The 22,199-nt window shown below is 72.9% G+C and carries 16 protein-coding genes and 2 pseudogenes; 10 read left to right on the forward strand and 8 right to left on the reverse strand.

Annotated features, from left to right (window positions below):
- Nucleotides 1–2,082: ATP-dependent zinc metalloprotease FtsH (ftsH, locus tag HS99_RS07045; RefSeq protein ID WP_107406508.1), on the reverse strand; the 2,082-nt coding region annotated here is incomplete at its 3' end.
- Nucleotides 2,083–2,586: 504 nt separating this feature from the next.
- Here ftsH and HS99_RS07050 point away from each other — a divergent pair.
- Nucleotides 2,587–2,976, forward strand: coding sequence for a hypothetical protein (locus HS99_RS07050; protein WP_050366391.1), 390 nt, complete (start codon nt 2,587–2,589; stop codon nt 2,974–2,976).
- Between the two features lie 125 nt (nt 2,977–3,101).
- On the opposite strand, the gene HS99_RS07055 is transcribed toward HS99_RS07050, so the two are convergent.
- Nucleotides 3,102–3,740, reverse strand: coding sequence for a mycothiol-dependent nitroreductase Rv2466c family protein (locus HS99_RS07055; protein ID WP_037829360.1), 639 nt, complete (start codon nt 3,738–3,740; stop codon nt 3,102–3,104).
- Between the two features lie 58 nt (nt 3,741–3,798).
- Nucleotides 3,799–5,367, reverse strand: coding sequence for an alpha/beta hydrolase (locus HS99_RS07060; protein ID WP_030553567.1), 1,569 nt, complete (start codon nt 5,365–5,367; stop codon nt 3,799–3,801).
- 686 nt (nt 5,368–6,053) lie between these two features.
- On the opposite strand from HS99_RS07060, the gene HS99_RS46355 reads away from it, so the two are divergent.
- Nucleotides 6,054–6,596, forward strand: a complete 543-nt coding sequence (locus tag HS99_RS46355) for a MazG-like family protein (RefSeq protein WP_107050783.1) — start codon at nt 6,054–6,056, stop codon at nt 6,594–6,596.
- Between the two features lie 240 nt (nt 6,597–6,836).
- Here the strand turns inward: HS99_RS46355 and HS99_RS07070 are convergent, their stop codons facing one another.
- Nucleotides 6,837–7,514 carry a DUF6461 domain-containing protein gene (locus HS99_RS07070; protein ID WP_046386810.1) on the reverse strand — a complete coding sequence of 226 codons (678 nt, stop codon included), beginning with the start codon at nt 7,512–7,514 and terminating at the stop codon, nt 6,837–6,839.
- 150 nt (nt 7,515–7,664) lie between these two features.
- Here HS99_RS07070 and HS99_RS07075 point away from each other — a divergent pair, with 150 nt between their 5' ends.
- The 3 genes and pseudogenes from HS99_RS07075 (at nt 7,665) to HS99_RS48360 (ending at nt 10,404) form a co-directional block, all read left to right on the forward strand.
- Nucleotides 7,665–8,285, forward strand: coding sequence for an ArsR/SmtB family transcription factor (locus tag HS99_RS07075; protein WP_232543155.1), 621 nt, complete (start codon nt 7,665–7,667; stop codon nt 8,283–8,285).
- Nucleotides 8,286–8,377: 92 nt separating this feature from the next.
- Nucleotides 8,378–9,592 (forward strand): annotated as a pseudogene (locus HS99_RS07080) (MFS transporter); the annotation flags it as partial.
- 494 nt (nt 9,593–10,086) lie between these two features.
- Nucleotides 10,087–10,404 carry a transposase gene (locus HS99_RS48360; RefSeq protein WP_157846587.1) on the forward strand — a complete coding sequence of 106 codons (318 nt, stop codon included), beginning with the start codon at nt 10,087–10,089 and terminating at the stop codon, nt 10,402–10,404.
- Between the two features lie 665 nt (nt 10,405–11,069).
- On the opposite strand, the pseudogene HS99_RS07085 reads toward HS99_RS48360, so the two are convergent.
- Both HS99_RS07085 and HS99_RS07090 read right to left on the reverse strand, forming a co-directional pair.
- Nucleotides 11,070–12,384: pseudogene (locus tag HS99_RS07085) on the reverse strand (IS256 family transposase).
- A gap of 36 nt (nt 12,385–12,420) precedes the next feature.
- Complete coding sequence (locus HS99_RS07090) at nt 12,421–13,935, reverse strand: purine-cytosine permease family protein (protein WP_030553575.1); 1,515 nt, start codon at nt 13,933–13,935, stop codon at nt 12,421–12,423.
- A 71-nt stretch (nt 13,936–14,006) separates the two neighbouring features.
- Between HS99_RS07090 and HS99_RS07095 the strand changes: the two genes are divergently transcribed.
- From HS99_RS07095 to HS99_RS07105, 3 genes are all read left to right on the forward strand, one after another.
- Nucleotides 14,007–14,639 carry a TetR/AcrR family transcriptional regulator gene (locus tag HS99_RS07095; protein ID WP_030553577.1) on the forward strand — a complete coding sequence of 211 codons (633 nt, stop codon included), beginning with the start codon at nt 14,007–14,009 and terminating at the stop codon, nt 14,637–14,639.
- Between the two features lie 82 nt (nt 14,640–14,721).
- Complete coding sequence (locus HS99_RS07100; RefSeq protein WP_030554436.1) at nt 14,722–16,371, forward strand: amidohydrolase; 1,650 nt, start codon at nt 14,722–14,724, stop codon at nt 16,369–16,371.
- A gap of 252 nt (nt 16,372–16,623) precedes the next feature.
- On the forward strand, nt 16,624–18,048 hold the full coding sequence (locus HS99_RS07105; RefSeq protein WP_078939041.1) for an erythromycin esterase family protein: 1,425 nt from the start codon (nt 16,624–16,626) through the stop codon (nt 18,046–18,048).
- A gap of 116 nt (nt 18,049–18,164) precedes the next feature.
- On the opposite strand, the gene fabV is transcribed toward HS99_RS07105, so the two are convergent.
- The gene (gene fabV, locus HS99_RS07110; protein ID WP_030554442.1) at nt 18,165–19,373 is read right to left on the reverse strand and encodes an enoyl-[acyl-carrier-protein] reductase FabV; all 1,209 of its coding nucleotides are present in this window, start codon (nt 19,371–19,373) and stop codon (nt 18,165–18,167) included.
- 285 nt (nt 19,374–19,658) lie between these two features.
- Here fabV and HS99_RS44685 point away from each other — a divergent pair, with 285 nt between their 5' ends.
- Nucleotides 19,659–19,994: a hypothetical protein gene (locus tag HS99_RS44685; RefSeq protein ID WP_030554444.1), complete on the forward strand. Its 336-nt coding sequence runs from the start codon at nt 19,659–19,661 to the stop codon at nt 19,992–19,994.
- Between the two features lie 74 nt (nt 19,995–20,068).
- Complete coding sequence (locus HS99_RS07120) at nt 20,069–21,193, forward strand: MFS transporter (RefSeq protein WP_046386602.1); 1,125 nt, start codon at nt 20,069–20,071, stop codon at nt 21,191–21,193.
- Between the two features lie 29 nt (nt 21,194–21,222).
- Here HS99_RS07120 and HS99_RS07125 read toward each other — a convergent pair whose 3' ends face one another.
- The gene (locus HS99_RS07125) at nt 21,223–22,173 is read right to left on the reverse strand and encodes an alpha/beta hydrolase (RefSeq protein ID WP_030283252.1); all 951 of its coding nucleotides are present in this window, start codon (nt 22,171–22,173) and stop codon (nt 21,223–21,225) included.
- Between the last annotated feature and the right edge of the window lie 26 nt (nt 22,174–22,199).

The following is a 22,199-nucleotide window of genomic DNA, read 5'->3' on the forward strand; positions in this document are numbered from 1 at the left end:
GTGCGGCTCCACGTCCGGAGCGGCGCCCGGCTCCGCCTCCGGGGCGGCGCCCGGACCCCCGCCCGGACCCCCGCCCGGACCGACGTGCGGCTCCGCGCCCAGGGTCCGGCCCGCCTCCGGTGCCGGGTGCCCGAGGATGTCGAGCACGACGCGCCCGTCCACGGTCTCCTGGGCGACCAGCAGCGCCGCCAACTCGTCCAGGTGGTGCCGGTGTTCGTGCAGCAGTCCGACGGACCGGCGCTCGGCGCCGCGCAGCAGGGCGGCCACCGCCTCGTCCACCGCGCGCTGGGTCTGCTCGGAGTAGGGGCGGCGCAGCAGGTCGTCGGGGTGGTCGCCGAGGTACTGCGGGGAGCCGCTGGAGTAGCCGACCGGTCCGAGGTCCGGGGAGAGCCCGAACTCGCGGACCATCCGGGTGGCGACCGAGGTGGCGTTGGCGAGGTCGTTGGCGGCGCCGGTCGAGCCCTCGCCGAAGACGACCAGTTCGGCAGCCCGTCCGCCGAGCTGGACGGTGAGCAGGTCGGTCAGGTAGCTCTCGCTGTAAAGGTGCCGTTCGGCCTCGGGGAGTTGCTCGGTGGCGCCGAGGGCGACCCCGGCCGGGAGGATGGTCACCTTGGCGACCGGGTCGGCGTGCTCGCACAGCGCGGCCATCAGGGCGTGCCCGGACTCGTGCACGGCGACGGCGTGCCGCTCCTCGGGCAGCAGCGCGTTGGAGGACTCCCGGCGCCCGAGCAGCACCCGGTCGCGAGCCTCGTCGAGGTCGGCGGCGGTGATGGTGGCGCGTTCGGCGCGCACGGCGTTGATGGCGGCCTCGTTGACCAGGTTGGCGAGGTCGGCGCCGGAGAAGCCGGGGGTGCCGCGGGCGATCCGGTCCAGGTCGGCGTCGGGGGCGATGGTCTTGCCGCGGGTGTGGACGGCGAGGATGGCCGCCCGTTCGGCCTGGTTGGGCAGCGGCACGGTGACCTGCCGGTCGAAGCGCCCGGGGCGCAGCAGCGCCGGGTCGAGGGCGTCCGGCCGGTTGGTGGCGGCGATGACGACGATGCCGGTGCTCTGGTCGAAGCCGTCCATCTCGGAGAGCAGCTGGTTGAGGGTTTGCTCGCGCTCGTCGTTGCCGCCGATGCGGGTCCCGCCCGCGCGGCGGCCGCCGACGGCGTCGATCTCGTCGATGAAGATGATCGACGGGGCTCGTTTGCGGGCCTCCTCGAAGAGGTCGCGGACCCGGGAGGCGCCGACGCCGACGAACATCTCGACGAAGCCGGAGCCGGTCACGGAGAGGAACGGCACCGAGGCCTCGCCGGCGACGGCCCGGGCGAGCAGCGTCTTGCCGGTGCCCGGCGGCCCGACCATGATCACCCCGCGCGGCCCCTTCGCCCCGGCGGCGGCGTAGCGCTCGGGGCTGCGCAGGAAGTCGACCACCTCGCTGACCTCCTGCTTCACCCCCTCGTACCCGGCCACGTCGGCGAACCCGGTGGCGGGCCGCTCGGCTTCGATGATCTTCGCCCGGGAGCGGCCGATCGCGCTCAGCCCGCCGCCGAGCGAGCGGGCGGCCATCCTTCCGGACCAGAGGAACAGTCCGCCGAAGATCAGTAGCGGCAGGAACAGCAGCAGGGTGGACCAGATCGAGCTGCCGCCGCCGCTCCGGGTGCCGGTGACGTTCACGTGCTGGTCGGAGAGCGCACGGCTGAGCTGGGAGGTGTCCAGGGCGGTCGGGATCTGGCTGGTGAAGTGGGTGCCGTCCTTGAGCGTGCCGGTGACGCCGCCGGTGTCGGTGACGTCCACGGTCTGCACCTGGCCGGTGTCGACCCGGTTCAGGAAGTCGGTGTAGCCGTAGCGGGGGCCGGTCGGGGGGGACTTGGAGAACAGGACCAGGAGGAGCAGGGTCACCAGCACCGCGACGGGCAGCAGCCAGCGGCGCAGCGGGGACGGAGACGGGGGCGGCTTGGGCGGGGTGCCGCCGGGGCCGGGGCCTCCGCCGGGGCCGGGGGGCGGCCAGCCTCCGGGGGCGCGGCCGGGACCGGAGCCGGGACCGGAGCCGGGCGGGGTAGCGGGGTGGCGGAGGGCACGCAGACGCGTTCGTACGATCATCCACGATCACCGCCTCTCGCTTGCACTGCCCGGGGCCTGCTCCGGGCCTTCCTCTCCATGGTCGACCCCTCCGGTCCCGGACGGGAGTCGAGCAGGTCCCGGCTGGACGCGAACGGCCCCGGGACCCGAGCCTCACCGTGCCTCCCGCCGCATCCTGTGGCTACCCGAGAGCGGGGAACCACCCCCCGCGCGGGGTGCCCGCCGACGGGCGCCGCACGGTTCGGCGGGGCCACTCCGGCGCCCGCGTCGCCGCGCCCGCGAGCAGCACCGTCACCGCCGTCACCGCCGTCAGTATGACCGCGCCGGCGCGGTCCCGCCGCTCCGCGCGTCCCACCCGGCTCGGACTGGTCCCTACTCCCTCACCGCGACCGGCATCCTCATCGGGGCCGCCCTTCTGGTGCTGCTCGCGAGCGCTCGCCGCGACCCTCATCGACCCGCGCCGGAACGGGAACCCGACTCGACCGCGCCTACGCGGCCAAAACCTACGGCGAACTCGACACCCTGGTGGCGGACCTGGGCGGCCGACCGGCCGACGGGGCGGACTCCGGCGACGACGTCCTCGTACTCAAGCCCAAGCTGGCCAACATCCGGCAGAGCGGGCGGTGGACGGTACCGTCCCGGATCGTCGCCGAGTGCCGGATGATGCACATCGAGATCGACTTCACCGAAGCCGTCTGCCCGCACCGCGAGGTCACCGTCGAGGCGACGTGCGGTGCGGGTCACATCCGGCTGGTCGTCCCGGCCGGGTGGGGCGTGCGGGTGGACGGGTCGAGCACCAACACCGGCCACATCGTCAACAAGGCGACCGAGGCCGCCGAGCCCGGGGCCCCGACCGTGACCGTCGTCGGCCATCCCCGGTCGGGGCTGATCAAGATCAAGCAGCGCCGCCACTGATCGCACGGGCCCCGACGCGGTGCGCGAGCCCCCACGCGGCAGCCGGGGCCCCGCACGCCGAGCGGGCGTCGCCGCATCGCGTGGGCGTCGCCGCACCGAACGGGCGTCGGCGCGCCCGGTAAGCGTCACGAGAAGTCGAGCGACCCCGTCCGGGTCCGCTTGAGCTCGAAGAACTTCGGGTAACCGGCCAGCAGCCGGACTCCCTCGAAGACCCGCAGCGCGTCCTCGCCGCGCGGGATCGCGCTCAGCACCGGGCCGAAGAAGGCGACGCCGTCCACGTGGATGGTCGGGGTGCCGACCTCTTCGCCGACCGGGTCCATGCCGTCGTGGTGGCTCTTGCGCAGCGCGATGTCGTACGCCGTGCTACCGGCCGCCTCGGCCAGCTCCTCGGGCAGTCCGGCCGCCACCAGTGCCTCGCGGATGACGGTGTCGTCGGCCTCCCGGTCCTGGTCATGCAGGCGGGTGCCGAGCTCGGTGTACAGGTCGCGAAGCACGTGCTCGCCGTGCTGCTCGGCGGCGGCGATGCAGACCCGGACGGGGCCCCAGCCGGTGGTCATCAGTCGCTGGTACCGCTCCGGCAGGTCGGTGCGGCCCTCGTTGAGGACGGACAGGCTCATCACCCGGAAGTTGAGGTCCAGCTCGCGCTGCTTCTCGACCTCCAGGATCCACCGGGAGGTGATCCAGGCGAAGGGGCAGACGGGGTCGAAGTAGAAGTCGACCTTGGTGGCGTTCTCGTTCGCGTGCGTGTTCACGTCGATGATCATAGGTTGCGATTGGACCAGTCCCCAGGGCCAATCGCAGACCCTTGCCCTGGGCCACTTCTCAGCTGCAGGTGGTCCCGTCGGCCGGTACCGTACCGTCCAGCAGGTAGGCGTCCACGGTCTTCTTCAGGCACGGGTTGCCGGTGTTGTAGCCGCCGTGGCCCTCGCCGTTCAGGGTGACGGCGACGCCGACCCCCGCGCCCAGCTGCTGCGCCATCGCGCGGGCGCCCTCGAGCGGGGTGGCCGGGTCCCCCGTGGTACCGACCACCAGGATCGGGGCGGCGCCCGCGGCGGAGACGTCCGGGTGGTCGGACTTGCCGGGGACGGGCCAGCCGGTGCAGGCGGTCAGGCCCCAGGCGGTGAAGGTGCCGAACACCGGGGAGGCGTTGCGGAACTGCGGCAGCTGCTGTTCGACGTCCTGGTCGGAGTAGCGCTGCCGGGAGTCCACGCAGCTGATCGCCCGGTTGGCCGCGTTCAGGTTGTTGTAGTGCCCCTGCGGGTCGCGGCCGAGCAGCGAGTCGGCCAGCTGGAGCAGGGTGTCCCCGGTGCCCTGCTGCATGGCCTCGGTGAGCCCGGAGGCCAGGGCGGGCCAGGTCTGCTGGCTGTACAGGCCGGCCGCGATGCCGGTGATGGCCAGGCCCTCGGTGAGCTTGCGGCCGCTGCTGGTGGGCAGCGGCGACTGCGACAGCTTCTGCAACAGGCCGGTGATCTTCGCCGTGCCCTCGGCTCCGCCGGGGCCGGTGGGGCAGCTGGGGTCCTGGGTGGCGCAGGCCTTCATGAAGTCGTTGAGGGCGAGCTGGAAGCCCTGGGCCTGACCGAGCGCGCTCTGCTGCGGGTCCTTGGTCGGGTCGACCACCGAGTCCAGGACCAGCCGGCCGACCTCCTGGGGGAACAGGTGCGCGTAGACCCCGCCGAGTTCGGTGCCGTAGCTGATGCCGAAGTAGAAGAGCTTCCGGTCGCCGACCACCTGACGCATCAGGTCGAGGTCCCGGGCGGCGCTCTCGGTGTCCACGTACGGCAGCACCGGGCCGGAGTTGTGTTCGCAGGCGGTGGTGAACTGCGCGTTGCTGGCGTCCAGGGCCATGACCTCGGCCGGGCTGTCCGGGGTGCTGTCGACGGCCGCGTTGGCGTCCATCGCCGGGTCGTCCAGGCACTTCACCCCGGCGCTGTTGCCGACCCCGCGCGGGTCGAAACTCACCAGGTCGTAGCGGGTGTTGAGGGAGGCGTACGCCGGGGCCAGGGCGGGCAGGGTGGCCACGCCGGAGGCGCCGGGGCCGCCGAAGTTGAAGAACAGCGAGCCGATCCGGTGCTGCTCGTCCTTGGCCCTGCTGCGGATCAGGGCGAGGTCGATGGTCTTGCCGCCCGGCTTGGCGTAGTCCAGCGGGGCCTTGAGGGTGGCGCACTGCCAGTCGCTCGCGGGCGCGGTACCGCCGCCCTGCGCGGTACTCGGGGCCGGGCACGGGCGCCAGTCCAGCCGCTGGGTGGCCAGGCCGGAGAGGCTCGGGCCGGTGGCCGGGGAGGTCGGCGCCGGGTCGGCGACGGAGCGGTCGGCGCCCTGGCATCCGGAGACGGGGGCGAGCAGCAGCGCGGTCAGGCCGAGCGCGCCGGCGCCGCGGACGACGGTGTGCATGGGGCAGGTCCACCTCTCGGGTTGGCCGGGCGGGGTCGGTCCGCCGCTCCGGCCCGGCGGGTCGGTCTCCCCGGTCCGGCGGGTCGGGGCTGCTGGACGGGTGTCCCGGACGGGGTTTCGGGACGGGGTCTCCGGACGGGGCTTCCGGACGGGGGTTCTGGACGCACCGGCGCGCGGTGAGACGGCGTGCGCCCCGGCGCTCGGCACCGTCGGCGCACCACAGACCCTAGGGGCCACGGGGCGGCGACGCCCGTCGGAATCCCCGGACGGGCGGATCGCGCCGAACCGACTGTCACCGGCCGACCGGGTGAGGGTTCAACCGGCCCACCGGGTGACAGCCTTACCGCCGGCCGACGGCCGCGGGCGCCCGCCCAGCGCGGACCGGTCGCGTCGTGTCGCGTCGTGTCGCGTCGCGTCGCGTCGTTTCGCGGAACGGACCTGGAGTCGAGCGGACCCGGAGTGGATGTGAACCCGGAGGACACCTTGAGCACCGACGATCCCGGCGTCGTCAGCGTGGACGTCTTCATCACCACCAGCCGGCAGGAGGTGCTGCTGCAACTGCGCGACGATCAGCCGGACATCCGGTGGCCCGCCCACTGGGTCGTCCCCGGCGGGCACCGCGAGCCCGGCGAGACCCCCCCCACCAGGCCGCCGTACGCGAACTGCTCGAGGAGACCGGGCTGCACGTGCCCGGCCTGCGCCCCTTCCACCCGGTGCCGGCCGAGACCGACCTCCGCGGTCCCCGGCGGCGCGCCGTCCACGCCCGGGTCGACGTCGACCCGGCCGAGCTGGTCCTCGGCGAGGGCCAGGAGCTGCGGCTCGTCCCGTTCGCCGAGGCGCAGCGGATGAAACCGCCACCCGCGCTCAAGGGCTACCTGCGCCAGCTGGAAGCCCGGCTGACCGCCGGGCGGACCCCGGAGTGGGCCGTGGTCGACGACATCCACCGCCATATCTCGGCCCATCGGGCCGGGCTCGGCCTGTCGCTGCTGCACCTCCAGGTGGTGAAGATCCAGGAGGAGGCGGGGGAGGTCGCCGAGGCCCTGCTCGGCGTGCTCGGCGCCAATCCGCGCAAGGGCGTCAGCCCCACCGTGGCGGACCTGCAGGGCGAGCTGTGCGACGTGATCACCGCCGCGATGGTCGCGCTGCGCGACACCACCGCCGACCCGGGCACCGTCCTCGCCGAACACCTGGCGCGCTGGCAACCGTCGCGGCTCGATCCGGAGGGGTAGCCGCCGGTTCAAGGCTCTTCCGTCGCGCTGGACCCCCCGCAGTTGCCCTGGCCGATCGGCACCCCTGGTGGGGGAAATCCGGAGGTCGGAACCTCCCGATCGGCACATGTGCGGGGAATGCGCGGCGGGCGAGGATGACGGTCATCGGGGCCCCGCCGGTGGGGCCCGGGAAGGAGCCCTGCCATGACCGCCCTCCTCGTCTCTCCCCTCGTCTCTCCCGTCCTCTCGCCCCGGCTCACCTCAGGGCAGTTCCAGCCCCGGGCGGCCGCGCACAACGTACGCCGGCAACCGCAGCTCGCCCAGCACCGCCCGGGGCAGCCTCAGCCCGAACCGCCGCCCGACCACACCGAGGGTCCGCTGCCACGCGCTCGGGTACGGCACGGCCCCGGGGGCGCAGCGGGTGACGCCGTCGGCCTCCAGGACGTTCGCAGCGACCAGTTCCGGGACGAGCAGGTCGGGCTCCTGCCCCCAGCGCCAGCGCTCCTCTCCCAGGCCGAACCCGCACAGCACGGCGCCGTCCCGGGCGTAGTCGAGCAGGGCCGGCGGCTGGTCCGGCATCGGCCGGAAGTGGACGACCTCGACGCCGCCGCGCGCTATCTCGGTGAGCAGTTCGCCGCCGGTCGAGTCCCCGTACTCGATAGCGAAGGACCACCCGTCCGTCTCACCGACCCGGATCACGCCGTCGCCGTCGTCACCGGGGCGGTAGACCTCGATGTCCAGGCCCCAGATCTCGGTCCCGCTGATCGGCCCGGTGGCGGCAGCCGGATCGGCGCCCATGCGGCGGGCGAGTTCCTCGGGCGGGATTCCACGCGCAAAGATCACGCCGTCCACTTCCCCGCCCGCGTCGGCCAGCCACTGGATGCCCTCACCGTCCTGATCCTCGGCCTCGCGCGAACCGTCACCGATGACGCCGATCATGACGCCCCTCCCCTCGCGCCGGCCCTGCGGTGGCCAGACGCAGCCGGTCCGCACCCTAACGGAGATCACCGACACCCCTCGCCGAACCCGGTCAGCCGCGCCCCGCCCACCAACGCCGTCGCAAAGTCTGAGAGTTGACTCTCACGCATTATGAGAGAACACTCTCATAATATGGAACACGGGAATCGCCTGGGCGACATCGAGATCACCGATCCGAAGGCCATGCGAGCGTTGGCGCATCCGGTGCGGCTGGCGATCCTCGAACGGCTGCAACGGCACGGGCCGGCGACGGCGACGCAGTTGTCACCGGACGTCGGAGCCACCCCGTCCGTGACCAGCTGGCACCTACGACACCTGGCGGGCTTCGGGCTGGTCCAGGACGCCGAGGCGGCGGCGGACCGGCGGGAGCGGCGATGGGAGGCCGTGGCGCGCGGCTTCCGCTTCGGGATGCCGGCGGACGAAGCGGGCCAGTCGGCCGCCCGGATGCTGTCCCGAGAGATGTTCGCCCGCTCCGCCGATCTGCCGCACCGGTGGGTGACCGAGACAGAGCCCGAACTCGATCCAATGTGGCGCAAGCCCGCAGGGCTGGCAAACACCCGCGTGGTGGTGTCCCCCGACGAACTCGCCGCCATCGAGGACGCGATCCAAGGCGTCCTCGCGCCCTATGTGACGCGCGACCCGGCGCAGCGGCCGAGCGGAAGCCGTGGTGTCCGGCTGCTCCGCTACGTCCTGCCGGAGGCCCACGAGGAGCGGGCGGGTGAGTCGGCGTGAACTCCTTGGCGGACACTGCCGCTCCGGTGTCCCTGTGGCAGGACGGACGCTTCGTCCGCTTCTGGGCCGGGTAATCGGTCTCCCAGTTCGGTGACCGGATCTCGGAGCTGGCGTTACCCCTGATCGCCGTGGTGTCGCTGGATGCCTCGGCTGGGCAGGTCGCGTGGCTGACGGCGCTCGCTTGGGCTCCGAATCTCCTCGCCATCGTGCTCGGAGCCTGGGTGGACCACCGGCCCCACAAGCGCCGCCTGATGGTCGCGGCTGATCTGGTCCGCGCGTGCGTGCTACTCACCCTGCCCGCGGCCTGCCTGTGGGGCACGGTGACGCTTCCCCACCTGTACGCGGTGGCACTGCTGACCGGCGCGGCAGCGGTGCTCTTCAACACCGCCTACCCGCCCTTCTTCGCCCACCTCGTACCGCGCTCCTCCTACGTCGACGCCAACAGCAAACTCAGCGCCAGCCGGTCCGCCTCCTTCGTCGCGGGCCCTGCCGTGGGCGGTGCCCTCGTCCAGGCCCTGACCGCACCGTTCGCCGTGGTCGCCGACGCACTGTCCTTCCTGGCCTCGGCCGCCCTGCTCGGGCCGGTCCGGGGCGACGAACCAACCGTCCCCGCCGCAGGAGCGGCAGAGCCCTCACTGCTGCGGCGGGCCAGGGAGGGGCTGGTCTTCGTCCTCCACCACCCGGTGCTGCGGGCGAGCCTCGGCTGCGCGACGACCGTCAACTTCTTCACCTTCATGGCGGGTTCCGGCCTGACCGTCCTGTTCGCCGAACGGGAACTCGGTCTCTCTGCGGGGACCATCGGGCTGGCCTTCGGTATCGGATCCACCGGAGCCCTCGCGGGCGCGATGATCGCCCCGAGGATCTCGCAACGCATCGGCGTGGGACGCAGCATCGCGGCGGGCGCCGTACTGTTCCCGGCCCCCATCGCCATCGCCGCCAGTGCGAGCGGTCCTACCTGGTCCCGCGTGGGGGCCCTGGGGCTTGCCGAGTTCCTCTCCGGAATCGGCGTGATGCTGTTCGACATCAACCTCAACTCCCTGCAAGCCGCCGTCATACCGGACGGCATGCGCAGCCGGGTGGCCGGCGCCTACAGCACGGTCAACTACGGCACTCGCCCCATCGGCGCCCTCGCCGGAGGCCTGCTCGCCACTCTCCTGGGACTCACGCCCACCCTGATCACAGCCGCCCTCGGAGGAACCCTGTCCCTCCTCTGGCTACTCCCCTCCCCGATCCCCCGCATCCACTCCCTCACCCTCACCCCAACCCCCAACACCCCCGAGCCAGCCACCCGCCCCACACCCCAATAGCCCCGGCCGCCTCAGCCGACCCGCGCCCGATCACACCCACGCCATCGCCGTCCGGCGCGTCAGCAGGAGGTGCAGCACACCAGCCACCACAATCCCGCCAGCTCCACACCCGCCAGACCAGCCACCACGAATCCGCGCCACGGCCCCAACCGACCAACGCCCCGACAACGCCCACCGCCGCAACCAGCGACACCCCACCCATGACCCAACCCGCCCCACACGTCACGCGCTTTCGCACATCACCACGAATCCGCGCCTCGGCCCCCGCCACCCGGCACCCCGACCACACCCGGTACGGGGCACACCCGCGCACGGGAAGTCGGCCGGTCGAACCTGCAGGCGAAGTCGGTTGGGGTGGTTGTGGGACAGTAAGCGTCCGCCGATTTGGGTGAACAACGCACCCAGCGCGTCCTCTCCATACCGCCGAAGAAGAACGGCCTGCTCCGCGTCGCCTTCCCCCGCGCAAACCGCTGCCCCTGCCCGATCCGCGCCCAGTGCACCACCGGTGTCTCCCTCTCGGCCGGGTCCTGGAGATCCATCCCGAACCGATCCATATCGCCCGGACACGGGTGCAGGCCGAACAGGATACCCCCGAGTGGCGCGAGGCCTACCAGGCCCGTGCCGGCATCGAGGGCACCGTCTCACAAGCGGTCCGAGGCCCCGGCCTGCGACGATCCCGCTACCAGGGCCTCGCCACAACCCACCTCCAGAACGTCCTCATCGGCTGGCCATCAACCACCGCCCAGACAGATCGCCGTCCCACCCGCATCCACGCACTCTGCACCCAACACGACATCGCAACGGCAGCCTGAGCCTGACCTGGATCAACTACTTCGCCAGCAGAGTCGCCGGATCCGACTTCCCGCGCACGGCCCAACCCCCCGGCCGGTCAAGCGCCTTCGCGCGCCACCGCCACCCGCCGCATCAGCAGGACACACACCCACAACAGCCACCCCCGACGCCCGACACATCCGACGACACCCGCCGTAATACACGCCAACGCGGGAAGTCGGACCCGCCGACTTCCCGCGCACAGCCCAACCACCCCCGCACATCAGGCCCTTTGCGCGCCACCACGAAGGCGCCCGCCCCCGACGGCCCCCAGTTGGCCAGCACTGCCATCACCCCCGGCCTTACGACACACCAACGCGTGAACTCGAGCCCACCGACCTCCCGTCCAGCCCACCCCCAGGGCCAGGCCATTTCGCCCGCCTCACCACGAGGACAAACGGCGCAACAGCCACCACGATCACCACCGCCGGTTCCACACCCGCCGAACCAGCCACCGCACATCCGCAGTACAGCCCGCCGCGTACCCGCCAGCGCAGGAAGTCGGGCTGGCCGACTTCCTGCGCACAGCCCCCGTCGGTCAGGCGCGTTCGCGCGCCGCTGCCGTCCGCCGCATCAGCAGGGCGTACACCGCTGCCGCCACCACGATCCCCGGGCGTGTAAGCGATCTCGTGTAAGTGCCTCGTAGTTATCGGATGCTGAGCCGGTCCTCGAAGAAGAGCGAGAACTGGTTCAGCGCCTCCTTCCAGTGTGCGGCGACGTGGTTGATGTCGCGGGCCCTGGGACTGATCTGCTCCTGGACGGCGAGCGAGGTAGATCACCTTCAACGCGGCCTGTTCCGAGGGGAAATGACCGCGGTTGCGGGTGGCCTTCCGCAGTCGGGAGTTCATCGACTCGACCATGTTCGTGGAGTACACGACCTTCCTTATCGCGGCTGGGAACGCGCGGTAGGGCGTGAACTCGCCCCAGGCCGCCCTCCAGGTGCGGACCACGGCCGGATAGCGTTCGCCGAGCTCGGAAGCGGCCAGCTCGTCCAGGGCCTGCTCGGCCGCCTGCTCGGTCGGCGCGCCGTAGATCGCCCGCAGCGCCGGCACCAGGGCGCAGTGGTCCCTGCCCGAGGACAGCCGCAGCGAGGCGCGAATCAGGTGGATCACACAGGTCTGCACCGTCGCCCGCGGCCAGGTGGCCGTCACCGCGTCCGGTAGCCCCTTCAGGCCGTCGCAGCAGACGGTGCACACGTCCTCGACACCTCGGTTGCGCAGTTCGGTCAGCACCGTCATCCAGGCGGTGGCGCCCTCGCCCTCGGCGCCGATCCACAGGCCCAGGACGTCCTTGCGGCCGTCAATGTCCACCCCGACCGCCACGTAGACGGGCTTCGAACTCACCGATCCGGAGCGGATTTTCACCCACAGGGAGTCGATGTAGATGATCGGCCAAACAGCGTCCAGCGGCCGGTTCTGCCAGGCGGCCAGCTCGTCCGTCACGGCATCGGTGACTTTGCTGATCGGGTCGGCGCTGACGTCGACACCGTAGATCCGGGCGAGGTGGGAGCGGATGTCGCGCACCGACATCCCGCGCGCGTACAGCGACAGGATCCGCTCGGTGAAGCCGGCCAGACGCCGCGCGTTCTTCGGGATCAGCCGGGGCTCGAACTCGCCGTTGCGATCCCTGGGCACCGCGACCGTCACCGCCCCGACATCGGTCAGCACGGTCTTCGGCGACGTCCCGTTGCGGCTGTTGCCCCAGCCACGGCCAGCCGGATCATGCTTCTCGTAGCCCAGGTGCTCGGTCATCTCCGCGTCCAGGGCCCGCTCCAGCACCGCCCGGGTGACCTGGGTCAGCAGCCCGCCCTCGCCCAGCAGGGCCGCACCCGAGGCGTCGGCACGGTCCATCAACCGCTCGACGACCTCGTCCACCAACCGCTCATCGACCAGCTCGACGACCGGCCCTTCCTTCTCGCCCATGTCCTGTCCCGGCCGGCCCGAGCCCTCAGCCGGGCCCAGACCAGCCTCCCAGATCACGGACTTGCACGAACTTTCTCACGCTCCCGTCCGCCGCATCAGCAGGGCGTACACCGCTGCCGCCACCACGATCCCCACCGGTAGGGCCAGGTCCACGCCGGTCAGGGCGGCTACCGGGCCGGTGTAGAGGGTGTCGACGCAGAGGGCGGAGGTGACTACGCCTGCGGCCAGGGCGAGGGCGCCGGCCGGGTTGATGCCAGCGCGGTACCAGAAAGGGCTGCTGCCCGGGGTTTCGTCGGTGAGGGCCCGGCCGTCGTAGTGGTTGCGGCGGAGCAGAATGTCGGTGGCGTAGATGGCGGTGCTGGGGCCGAGGAGGACGACGGTCAGCTGGAGCACGTTGCTGACGGTGTCGAGGAAGTTGGAGACCAGCAGGGCGTAGAGGGTCAGCGCGACGGCGACCGTGCCGTCCACGAGGACGCTGAGCGTGCGGCGGATGCGGATGCCGACGGCCTGCAGGGCGAGGCCCGCGCTGTAGGCGGTGAGGGCGTTGACGGCGATGGTTCCGATGACCAGGGAGAGCAGGAACACCGGGTTGAACCAGCCGGGCAGGATCTTCTGGAGCGCGGCCTGCGGGTCGGCCATGTCGACGGCGCTGGCCCCGAGCACGCCGAGGCCACCGACCACGACGCTGGGCAGGAACCCGCCGAGGGCGGTCCATCCGAGGACGGCGCGCGGGGAGGTGGTGGCCGGCAGGTAGCGGGAGAAGTCGGCGCTGGTGGTGTACGAGAGCGGACCGGAGGCGATCAGAGTGATGCCCGCCAGGACGGCTGCCCACAGCCCGCCGCCGGTGAGCGGCTCGGGCTGGCTCCAGCCGAAGTCGGCGTGCCGCAGGATCGCGTACCCGACGACGGCGAAGGCGGCGGCGAGGGCCAGGGTGATCGGGAGGTAGAGCCGCACGATCATGGCGTGTCCGTAGACGCTGATGGTGAGGGTGACCACCACGATCGCGATGACGATCACGATCTTGATCGGGGTGTTCGGCGTGATCCCGACCTGCTCGGCGAGGGAGAACGCCGCCACGGCCGCCGCCGCGAGGTTCAGCGCGAAGTAGCAGACGGAGATCATCCACCCGGTGACGGCGTTGTTCACCCGGTTGCCCCGGACGCCGTACATGGCGCGGGTGATCACCTCGCTGGGCGCCCCGGCGGCCGGGCCGGATACGGCGAGCAGCCCGGTGCTCAGCCAGAACAGGTTGCCGGCCACGACCACCGCGAAGGCCTGCCAGAGGCTGAGCCCGGTCAGGACGAGGGCGCCGCCGACGACGAGGTTCAGGTAGTTGACGTTGGCCGCTGCCCAGACCGAGAAGAGTTCGCGGGCGCGGCCTCGCCGTTCGCCCTCCGGGATGTGGTCGATGCCGTGGACCTCGACCCGGCCGCTCCGATCCTGCTCCGACGGGGAAACCGAGGACGGCGAGGACGGCGAGGACGGCGAGGACGGCGAGAACGGCGGGGCCTGCTGGGCCTGCTGGGCCTGCTGGGCCGGTGGTCCGGCGGGGGAGTCGGACTGGGGATGGTCCGGAAGTGTGGACGCCATTGGGGGCCCTCCGTGGGGGTGTCGTGCCCACCTGCTTGCTTATTGGTCGCACACTCAATAGCATCCGGCACATGACGTCAAGCGTTCAGCGCAAACGGATCCGGAAGTCCCCCGACGACCGCCGGGCGGAGATCGTCGAGGCCGCCGCCACCGTCGCACTCACCGAGGGCCTGGAGTGCATCACGCTGCGCCGGATCGCCGAGCAGCTGGACGTCAGACCCGGCCTGATCAGCCACTACTTCCCGGCCGTGGAGGACCTGGTCGCCGAGGCCTTCGGCAGCGCCGCCACCGCCGAACTGGAGACGCTGCTGCCCGCCGACCCGCCGGACGGGTCCCCGCTGAACCACCTCGCCCGGTTCTTCGCCCGCACCACCGGCCCGGCCTACGACGACATGAGCCGGCTCTGGCTCAACGCCCGCCACCTCAGCCGCTACCGCCCGGTCCTGCGCGAGCGGGTCCTCGGCCAGGAGTCGCTGTGGCGGGGCCGCCTCACCGCCGTCGTGCGGGCGGGCGTCGACCAGGGCCAGTTCCGCACCGAGGACGCGCAGCTGGCGGCCGTCCTGATCCTGGTCGTGATCGACGGCCTCGCCTCCCACGCCAACACCGGTCTGGGCAACCACCCGCCGTCCGTCACCCGGCTGGCCGCCGCCACCGCCGAACGCGAACTCGGCCTGCCGGACGGCGCCCTCGCCCCAACCTCCTGACCCGCTCCCAGCCCCACCTCCCCAGCCCCCACCTCCCGGCCCCCACCTCCCCCACCTCCCCCGCACCACCGCTGGAGCCGAAGTGCGCACCTCCCTCGTCCTCCTCTCCGCCCGCCTGCTCGACCCCGCGTCCGGCGGCTTCCTCCCCCAGACGGCACTCGCCGTGGTGGACGGCCGGATCGCCGCCCTCGGCGACGACCGAGCGATCCGCGAACTCGCCGGCGCCGCAACGACGGTGATCGACCTCAAGGGCGCCGTGGTCACCCCGGGCCTGGTCGACGGCCATCTGCACCCGGTCACCGGCGCCGAGCTCACCCATGGTCTGGACCTCTCCGGATGCACCGACCTGCCGTCCGTCCGCGACGCCCTCGCCGCAGAGGTCGGCACCCTCGCCCGGGGCGCCTGGCTGCACGCCTGGGGCCTGGACCCGAACGTCTTCGGCGACCGCCCGGTCGAGGCCGCCGCCCTCTCCCCCGTGCTGGACGGCGTCCCGGCGCTGCTCCAGCTCTTCGACGCCCACTCCATGCTCGCCAGCCCGCGCGCCCTGGAACTGGCCGGCGTCGACGGCCCACGCGCCTTCGCCCAGGCCGCCGAGGTGGTCTGCGACGCCGACGGCCGCCCGACCGGCCTGCTGCTGGAGGACGCGGCCTGCGAGCTGGTGGAACGCGCCGCCCCGCAGCCCACCCGCGCCGAGCGCCGCGAGCGCCTGGCCGCCGCCCTGCGCGCGATGGCCGCGAGCGGCCTCACCGGCGGCCACGCGATGGACGCGGGCGGCGACAGCCTCGACCTCTACACCGAGCTCGACCGGGCCGGCGAACTGCCGCTGCGGCTGCGGGTCGCCCCCTGGTGCCAGCCCGGCGCGGACCGGGACGGGCTGCGCGAACTGGTCGAACTGCAGGGTCGAGGCGGCGAGTTGTGGCGGGTGGACGGCGTCAAGCTGTTCATGGACGGCACGATCGACAACGGCACCGCCTGGCTGGAGCGGCCGGACTGCCACGGCGAGTCCACCCACGCCTTCTGGCCCGACCCGGCGCACTACACCCAGGTGATCGAGGAGCTGCACCGGGCCGGGGTGCCGACCGCCACCCACGCGATCGGCGACGCGGCCGTCCGCCACGCCCTGGACGCCATCGCCAAGGCGACCGCGAACGGGGCCGCCAACGAGACGAACAGCACGCCAAGCCCCGTCCGCCACCGGATCGAGCACATCGAGACCGTCCCGGACGACGTGGTGCGCCGCTTCGCCGGGCTGGGCGTGATCGCCTCCATGCAGCCGACCCACTGCTGCGACTTCACCCGCGCCGACCACACCGACAACTGGTCCCGCCGCCTGGGCGAGGAGCGCGCCGACCGCGCCTGGCGCTGCCGTGACCTGTGGGACGCAGGTGCCACCGTCGTCCTCGGTTCCGACTGGCCGATCGCCCCCTACCCCCCGCTGGGCGTCATGGCGGGTGCCCGCCACCGCCGCCCCACCCGCGACCTCTCCCAGCCCCCGCACAACCCCGGCCAGGCGCTCACCGCCCTGGAGGCGCTGCGCGCGATGACCGTCAACGCGGCCTTCGCGGCGGGCGAGGAGCAGCTGGCGGGCCGGATCGCCGTCGGTCACCGCGCCGACCTCACCGTCCTCGCGGCCGACCCGCTCTCCACTCCTGCCACCGAACTCGCCGAGGTCCCGGTCCTGCTCACCGTCCTGGACGGCCGCCCCACCCACCGCGCCGACCGGCTCTCCTGACGCGGAACACCGGAAACACCGGCCCCCGGAGCACCCGGACAACGCGCGGCCCGGTACCAGCATTTCGCCCAACCGTCCAGGTGGCCCCAGGGGAACCGCCCCAGTGCCCCCAGGGGCCCGGGGCGAGTGGGGAAGCCCCCCGGGAAACCGGGCGGCCCGCCCCAGCGCGCGCCACCCCCTCCTCGGCAGAGGATTCTCTCACCGGCCCACTCAGCCGGACGAGTTGAACCGACGAGCCGAGGAGTACCCGTCATGGCCGTGACCCGGAAGCCCACCCACCGGCGGACCCTGCTGGTCGCCACCGCCGGCAGCGCCGTCGCCGCGACCGCCGCCCTGCTCACCCCGGCCACCACGGCGGCGGCCGCCGGCGCCACACCGGGCCGGCAGGTCGCACCGGGCCCGCAGACCGTACCCGGCCCCCGGACGGTCCCACCGACCGTCACGGTGACCGAGGAACTGGACCGGATCGCCCACTCCCTGCGGTCCACCGAGCCCGACGCCCCGGCCGGCGGCCTGCGGGCGCTGGGCGCGATGATCGGCGACGCCCGGGTGGTCGGACTCGGCGAGGCCACCCACGGGTCGCACGAGTTCTTCACCATGAAGCAGCGGGTGTTCCGTTACCTGGTCGAGGAGAAGGGTTTCACCACCTTCGCCCTGGAGGCCAGTTGGTCGGCCGGCCTGCTGATCGACGCGTACGTCCAGGGCGAGGCCGAGGGCGACGGCGACGCCCGTCGGCTGGTCCGCCGCACCCTGGCCGGATCGCCCTGGCAGCGGCGGGAGTTCGCCGATCTCATCGAGTGGATGCGCGCCTACAACCGGAGCCACCCGCAGCGCCCGGTCCATTTCGTGGGCACCGACCTCGGCTTCCCCGGGATCGGCGAGCAGCCCTTCGCCGAGGTCACCGCCTACGTGCGGAAGGCCGCGCCCGCCTCGCTGTCGAGCGTCGAGCAGCTGTACGCCGGCCTGCGGCCGTTCGACGACGCCATCGGCTACCTGACCCGGGTCCCGCTGCCCCAGCGGCAGCGCAACGCGGACCTCGCACAGCAGGCGCTGGACCTGGTCACCGCCGCCGGGAAGGACGGCGACGCGCAGTACGAGTGGGCCGTCCAGCACGCCCGGAACATCGCCCGGACCTTCGCCTTCTCCACCATGCGGGCCGACGACGCCCCCTCCGTCACCGCCGCGCAGCTGCTCCGCGACCGGGCGATGGCCGACAACACCCTGTGGTGGCAGCGCCGCCTCGGCGGCAAGGTCCTGCTCTCCGCGCACAACGGCCACATCGGCTACCGGTCGAGCGCCCCGGCGCTGTACCCCACCACCCAGGGTTCCCACCTGCGCGACGCGCTCGGCGACGGCTACGTCTCCATCGGCTTCACCTTCGGCGGCGGCTCCTTCCTCACCGGGACCGACCCGTTCGCCGGCAACTGGCAGAGCACCACGGTGCCCCCGGCCACCCTCGGCATGAACGAGTACCTCCTGGACCGGGTCCGCCCCCGCGACTACTACCTCGACCTGCGCCAGGCTCCGCCCGCCGCCCGCACCTGGCTGGACACTGCCCACCCGACCTACGACGCCGGGACCACCTTCAGTCGCGACCCGCTGCCCACCCTCGCCCTGGGCGCCGGCTACGACGTGCTCATCCACCTCCACCGGGTCCGGGCAGCCGAGAAGCTCTGACGAGTGCCGCTCCCGCCACCCGCCACCCGCCACCCGCCACCCGCCTCCCGGTAGAGCTACGCCTGCGCGGCTTCGGCTTCACTGTTGCACGGACCCCTGACGTCTCACCGCCGCGATCAACGACCGGGCCAGGGAACGTCGGTCGCCACCGCGGCGGAGTAGTCGACCCCCGGCACGGAGAACCCGTACAGCCGCCGCACCTCCGCACAGAACCAGTCGAGGTCGGCGAGACCGGCGACGGTCCCGGTCGTGGCGGCCTCCCAGCGCTCGGCGACGGCCGCCTGGACGTCATCGGCGAGTTCCCAGCCGTCCAGCCGGATCCGACCCTCCTCGTCCGGGACGAGCGGGGCAGCGCCGGTGAGCTGGTCCCACAGGGAGGCGAACTGACGCACCGGTGGGACCATGTCCTCGCCCAGGACGCCGCGCAGCAGCCCGGTGTACAGCGCGATCCCGGGGACGGCGGTGGAGGACTGGGTGACGGCCGCGCCGTTGACGGAGGTCACGGCCCGGCCGCCCACCGTCCTGCCCAGCCGCTCGTTCAGCGTTCGGGCGGTGGCCTCCAGGTGGAGCTTGGCCGCACCGATGGTGCCCTGCCGGTAGATCGCCGCGGTCAGCGGCGAACCGATGTACGACAGCGCGGCGGTGGCGAAGCCCTCGCCGAGCAGTCCCCGTCCGGCCAGGTGGTCGATCCAGCGCTCCCAGTCCGCACCGCCCATCACGGCCACGGTCTGCTCGACGTCGTCGCCCTCCGCCGGCCCGGTCTCCACCTCCCGCACCTCGGGAACGCCCTGTTCGTCGAAGACCAGCGTCCTGGTGCGGTTCGCCCGGCCGATCGGCTTGAGGACGGAGGCGTACGTGGTGCCGGTGTCCGGATCGGTGCGCCGGGGCGCGGCCACCGAGTGGATCAGGTAGTCCAGCCGGCCGCCGAACCGCTGCTCGATGAGTTCGGCGACCTGGTCCTTCATCAGGTCGGAGAACGCGTCACCGTTGAGGAAGACCAGGTCACGACCGGCGGCACGGGCGAGGTCCGCGGTGGCCGCGGTGCGGTACCAGCCGGCCGTCGCGGTGCGCCGCCCGGAAGGGGCCTTCTCGTAGGAGACCGCTATGCCGCGGATTCCGGCCCGCTTGAGCCCGGCCACGGTGGCCGCCAGCCCGTACCCGGCCGAGGAGCCCATGATCAGGGCCACCGGCCCCTCCCCCTCCGGGAGTTCGGCGGCGCCGGGGCACGCCTGCCACATGTCCGCCACCAGCCGCGCGCAGCCAGCCGGGTGGGAGTCGAGGAAGAGGAAGCCCCGGTGACGGGGGGTGAGAACGCGCTCGCTCACGATGGCAGTCCTTGGATCTGGATCTGGAACTGGATCTGGGTCCGGGCCGAAGTCGCGGCCGACGAACGGGCCGCGCCACTCTGGAAGTCTGTGCCAGGACGGCCGCGGCCCGTGGCCCCCGCAAGGGACAACGATCAAGAGCCGATCTTGGCGCGTTCCACCACTTCCACCGCGACGGGCAGGCGGCTACGTCCGGCGGCGGACGCAGACCGGCGGCGGACACACGCCCAGCCCGACCGGCGGCGGGCGCGCACTCAGCCCGACCGTCGGCTCCGGTGGCCGGCCGTGACGTGCCCGGTCAGCCGCTCCCAGTTGCCGGACCCGACGGCCGCCTTCTCCGCCTCCGTGAAGGGCGCGTTCTCCAGGAACAACCGGGCGACGCCGCCGCTGGTGTCCAGGCACGGGAAGTCGCCGTGCCGGCTCTACGCCCTGATGTACGGCGAGCCCCACCGCTGCACCGACTCGGCCGCCTTCCACGCGGGCATGCGGGACGGCGGCGGTGACGGCCGCGGTGACGGCGACCGGGCTGCCGGCCGCGCCGACCCTGGTACGGCCGGTCGGCGCAGCGCTCGCCCGCGTGCCGCGGTGCGGCCGGACGGCGCACCTATCGTGGGCTGGTGACCGATCATCGGACTACTCAGCCCGCCCTCGCCCGAACGGGCTACCTCCTCGCCGCCTTCACCTTCGCCGTCTGCATGGCCGGCACCACCCTGCCCACCCCGCTGTACGGGCTGTACCGGGAGCGGATCGGCTTCTCCGAGCTGACGGTGACGGTCGTGTTCGCCGTCTACGCCTTCGCCGTCATCGGCGTCCTGCTGCTGGTCGGGAACATCTCCGACGCGGTCGGACGCCGTCCCGTCCTGCTCGGCGGGCTGGTCTGCGCGGCCTGCAGCGCCGTGGTCTTCCTGGCTGCGGACAGCGTGCCGCTGCTCTGCCTCGGCCGGCTGCTGTCCGGCCTGTCGGCAGGCCTGTTCACCGGCACCGCGACCGCGTACGTCCTGGAGCTCGCCCCGCGGGACAAGCGCGGGCGCGCCAGCTTCGCCGCGACCGCCGCCAACATGGGCGGCCTCGGTTGCGGACCGCTGCTGTCCGGCCTGCTCTCCCAGTACGCGCCATATCCCCTGCTGCTGCCGTTCGCGGCCCATCTGGTGCTGCTCGCCGTGTCGTTCGGGCTGCTCCTACTGCTGCCGGAGACGGTCGCCGAGGCCCGTCCGCTGCGCACCGCCCGCCCCGACCGGCCCGAACTGCCGCCGGAGGTGCGCCAGGTGTTCCTGCCGGCCGGGATCGCCGCCTTCGCCGGGTTCTCCCTGCTGGGCCTGTTCACCTCGGTCAGCCCGGCCTTCCTCGCCGAGGGCCTGGACGTCCACAACCGCGCGGTCGTCGGCCTCGTCGTGTTCACGACCTTCTTCGCCTCCACCATCGGCCAGCTGCTCGTCCCCCGGCTGGGCAGCGCCCGGGCGATCCCGCTGGGCTGCCTGGTGCTGATCGCCGGACTGGCTCTGCTGGCGGGCTCGCTCGCCTGGGCCGTTCTGGCGCTCCTGGTGCTCGCCGCGCTGGTGGGCGGTGCCGGTCAGGGCATGGGGCTGCGCGGCGCGGTGGGCGAGGTCGCCGACGCGAGCCCGGCGGAGCATCGCGGCGGCGTCCTCTCGGCGCTGTTCGTGGTCGCCTACTTCGGCATCTCGATCCCCGTCATCGGCGTCGGTCTGCTCACCGGCCCACTCGGCCTGGCCCACGCCGGCCTGGTCTTCGCCGCTTGCATGGCCCTGCTCGCCGCCGCCTCCGGCGCCTACCTGCTGCGCCGGACGAGCACCGAGTCCTGAACCCCGCGGCGGACGCGGCCTCGTCCCCCCTATGCGGCCGACGCCCGCGCGGCACCCCCGGCCCGGATCCGCTGACGCAGAAACAGGGCGGCCCGGTCCAGTGCCTCGTCCGCCTCGTCGAGGACGCCGGCGAAGGCCTGGAACACGTGCGGCACATCGGCGGTGACGTCCAGGATGACGTCCACGCCCGCGGCCCTCGCCCGCGCGGCCAGGCGGGTGGAGTCGTCCAGCAGCATCTCGTTGGCACCGACCTGGATCAGCATCGGGGGGAAGCCGGTGAGGTCGGCGTGGACAGCCGGGCTGAGCAGCGGCTGGCGCGGGTCGGCTCCGGCGAGGTACATGGCCCCGGTGTGTTCGAGGGCCGCGCGGGTGAAGATCGGGTCGACGCCCTCCTTGGTCCTCATGCTCTCGCCGGTCCTGGTCGCGTCGAGCCCCGGGGAGAAGGCCAGGACGGCGGCGGGCATCGGAAGGCCCGCGTCCCGGGCGGCGAGGCAGAGGGTGACGGCCAGGCCGCCGCCTGCCGAGTCCCCCGCGAGGACGACGGCGGAGGGGTCCTCACCGCTGTCGAGCAGGTCACGATAGGCGCTCAGGCTGTCCTCGATCGCGGCCGGGAAGGGGTGCTCGGGGGCCAGCCGGTAGTCCACCGAGTAGGCGCCGAGGCCGGTCCTGGCCACCAGGTTGCCGGTCAGCGAGAGGGCGGTCCAGGGTGAGCCGAAGACCCAGCCGCCACCGTGGAAGTAGAGGATCGTCCCGGCACCCGAGCCGCTCTCGACGCCTTCGGCGGGTCCGGACTTCGGCTCGACGCGCAGGGCGGGCCGGCCGCCGAGGGTCGTGGAGGCGGTCCGGATACGACCGTGGGGCACGATCATCCCGGCCATCAGCTCCCGGAATCCGGCCCGGATCTCCTCGACCGTCCTGGGTCCGTCCGGTTCCGGCCTGCGTAGCATTCCGTCGATCCGGATGCGCTGCTCCCTGCTCATAGGCACACTCCTGCCACAAGTAGCTT

Origin of the sequence: Kitasatospora aureofaciens (assembly GCF_001188955.3) — a bacterium.
GTDB lineage: Bacteria > Actinomycetota > Actinomycetes > Streptomycetales > Streptomycetaceae > Kitasatospora > Kitasatospora aureofaciens.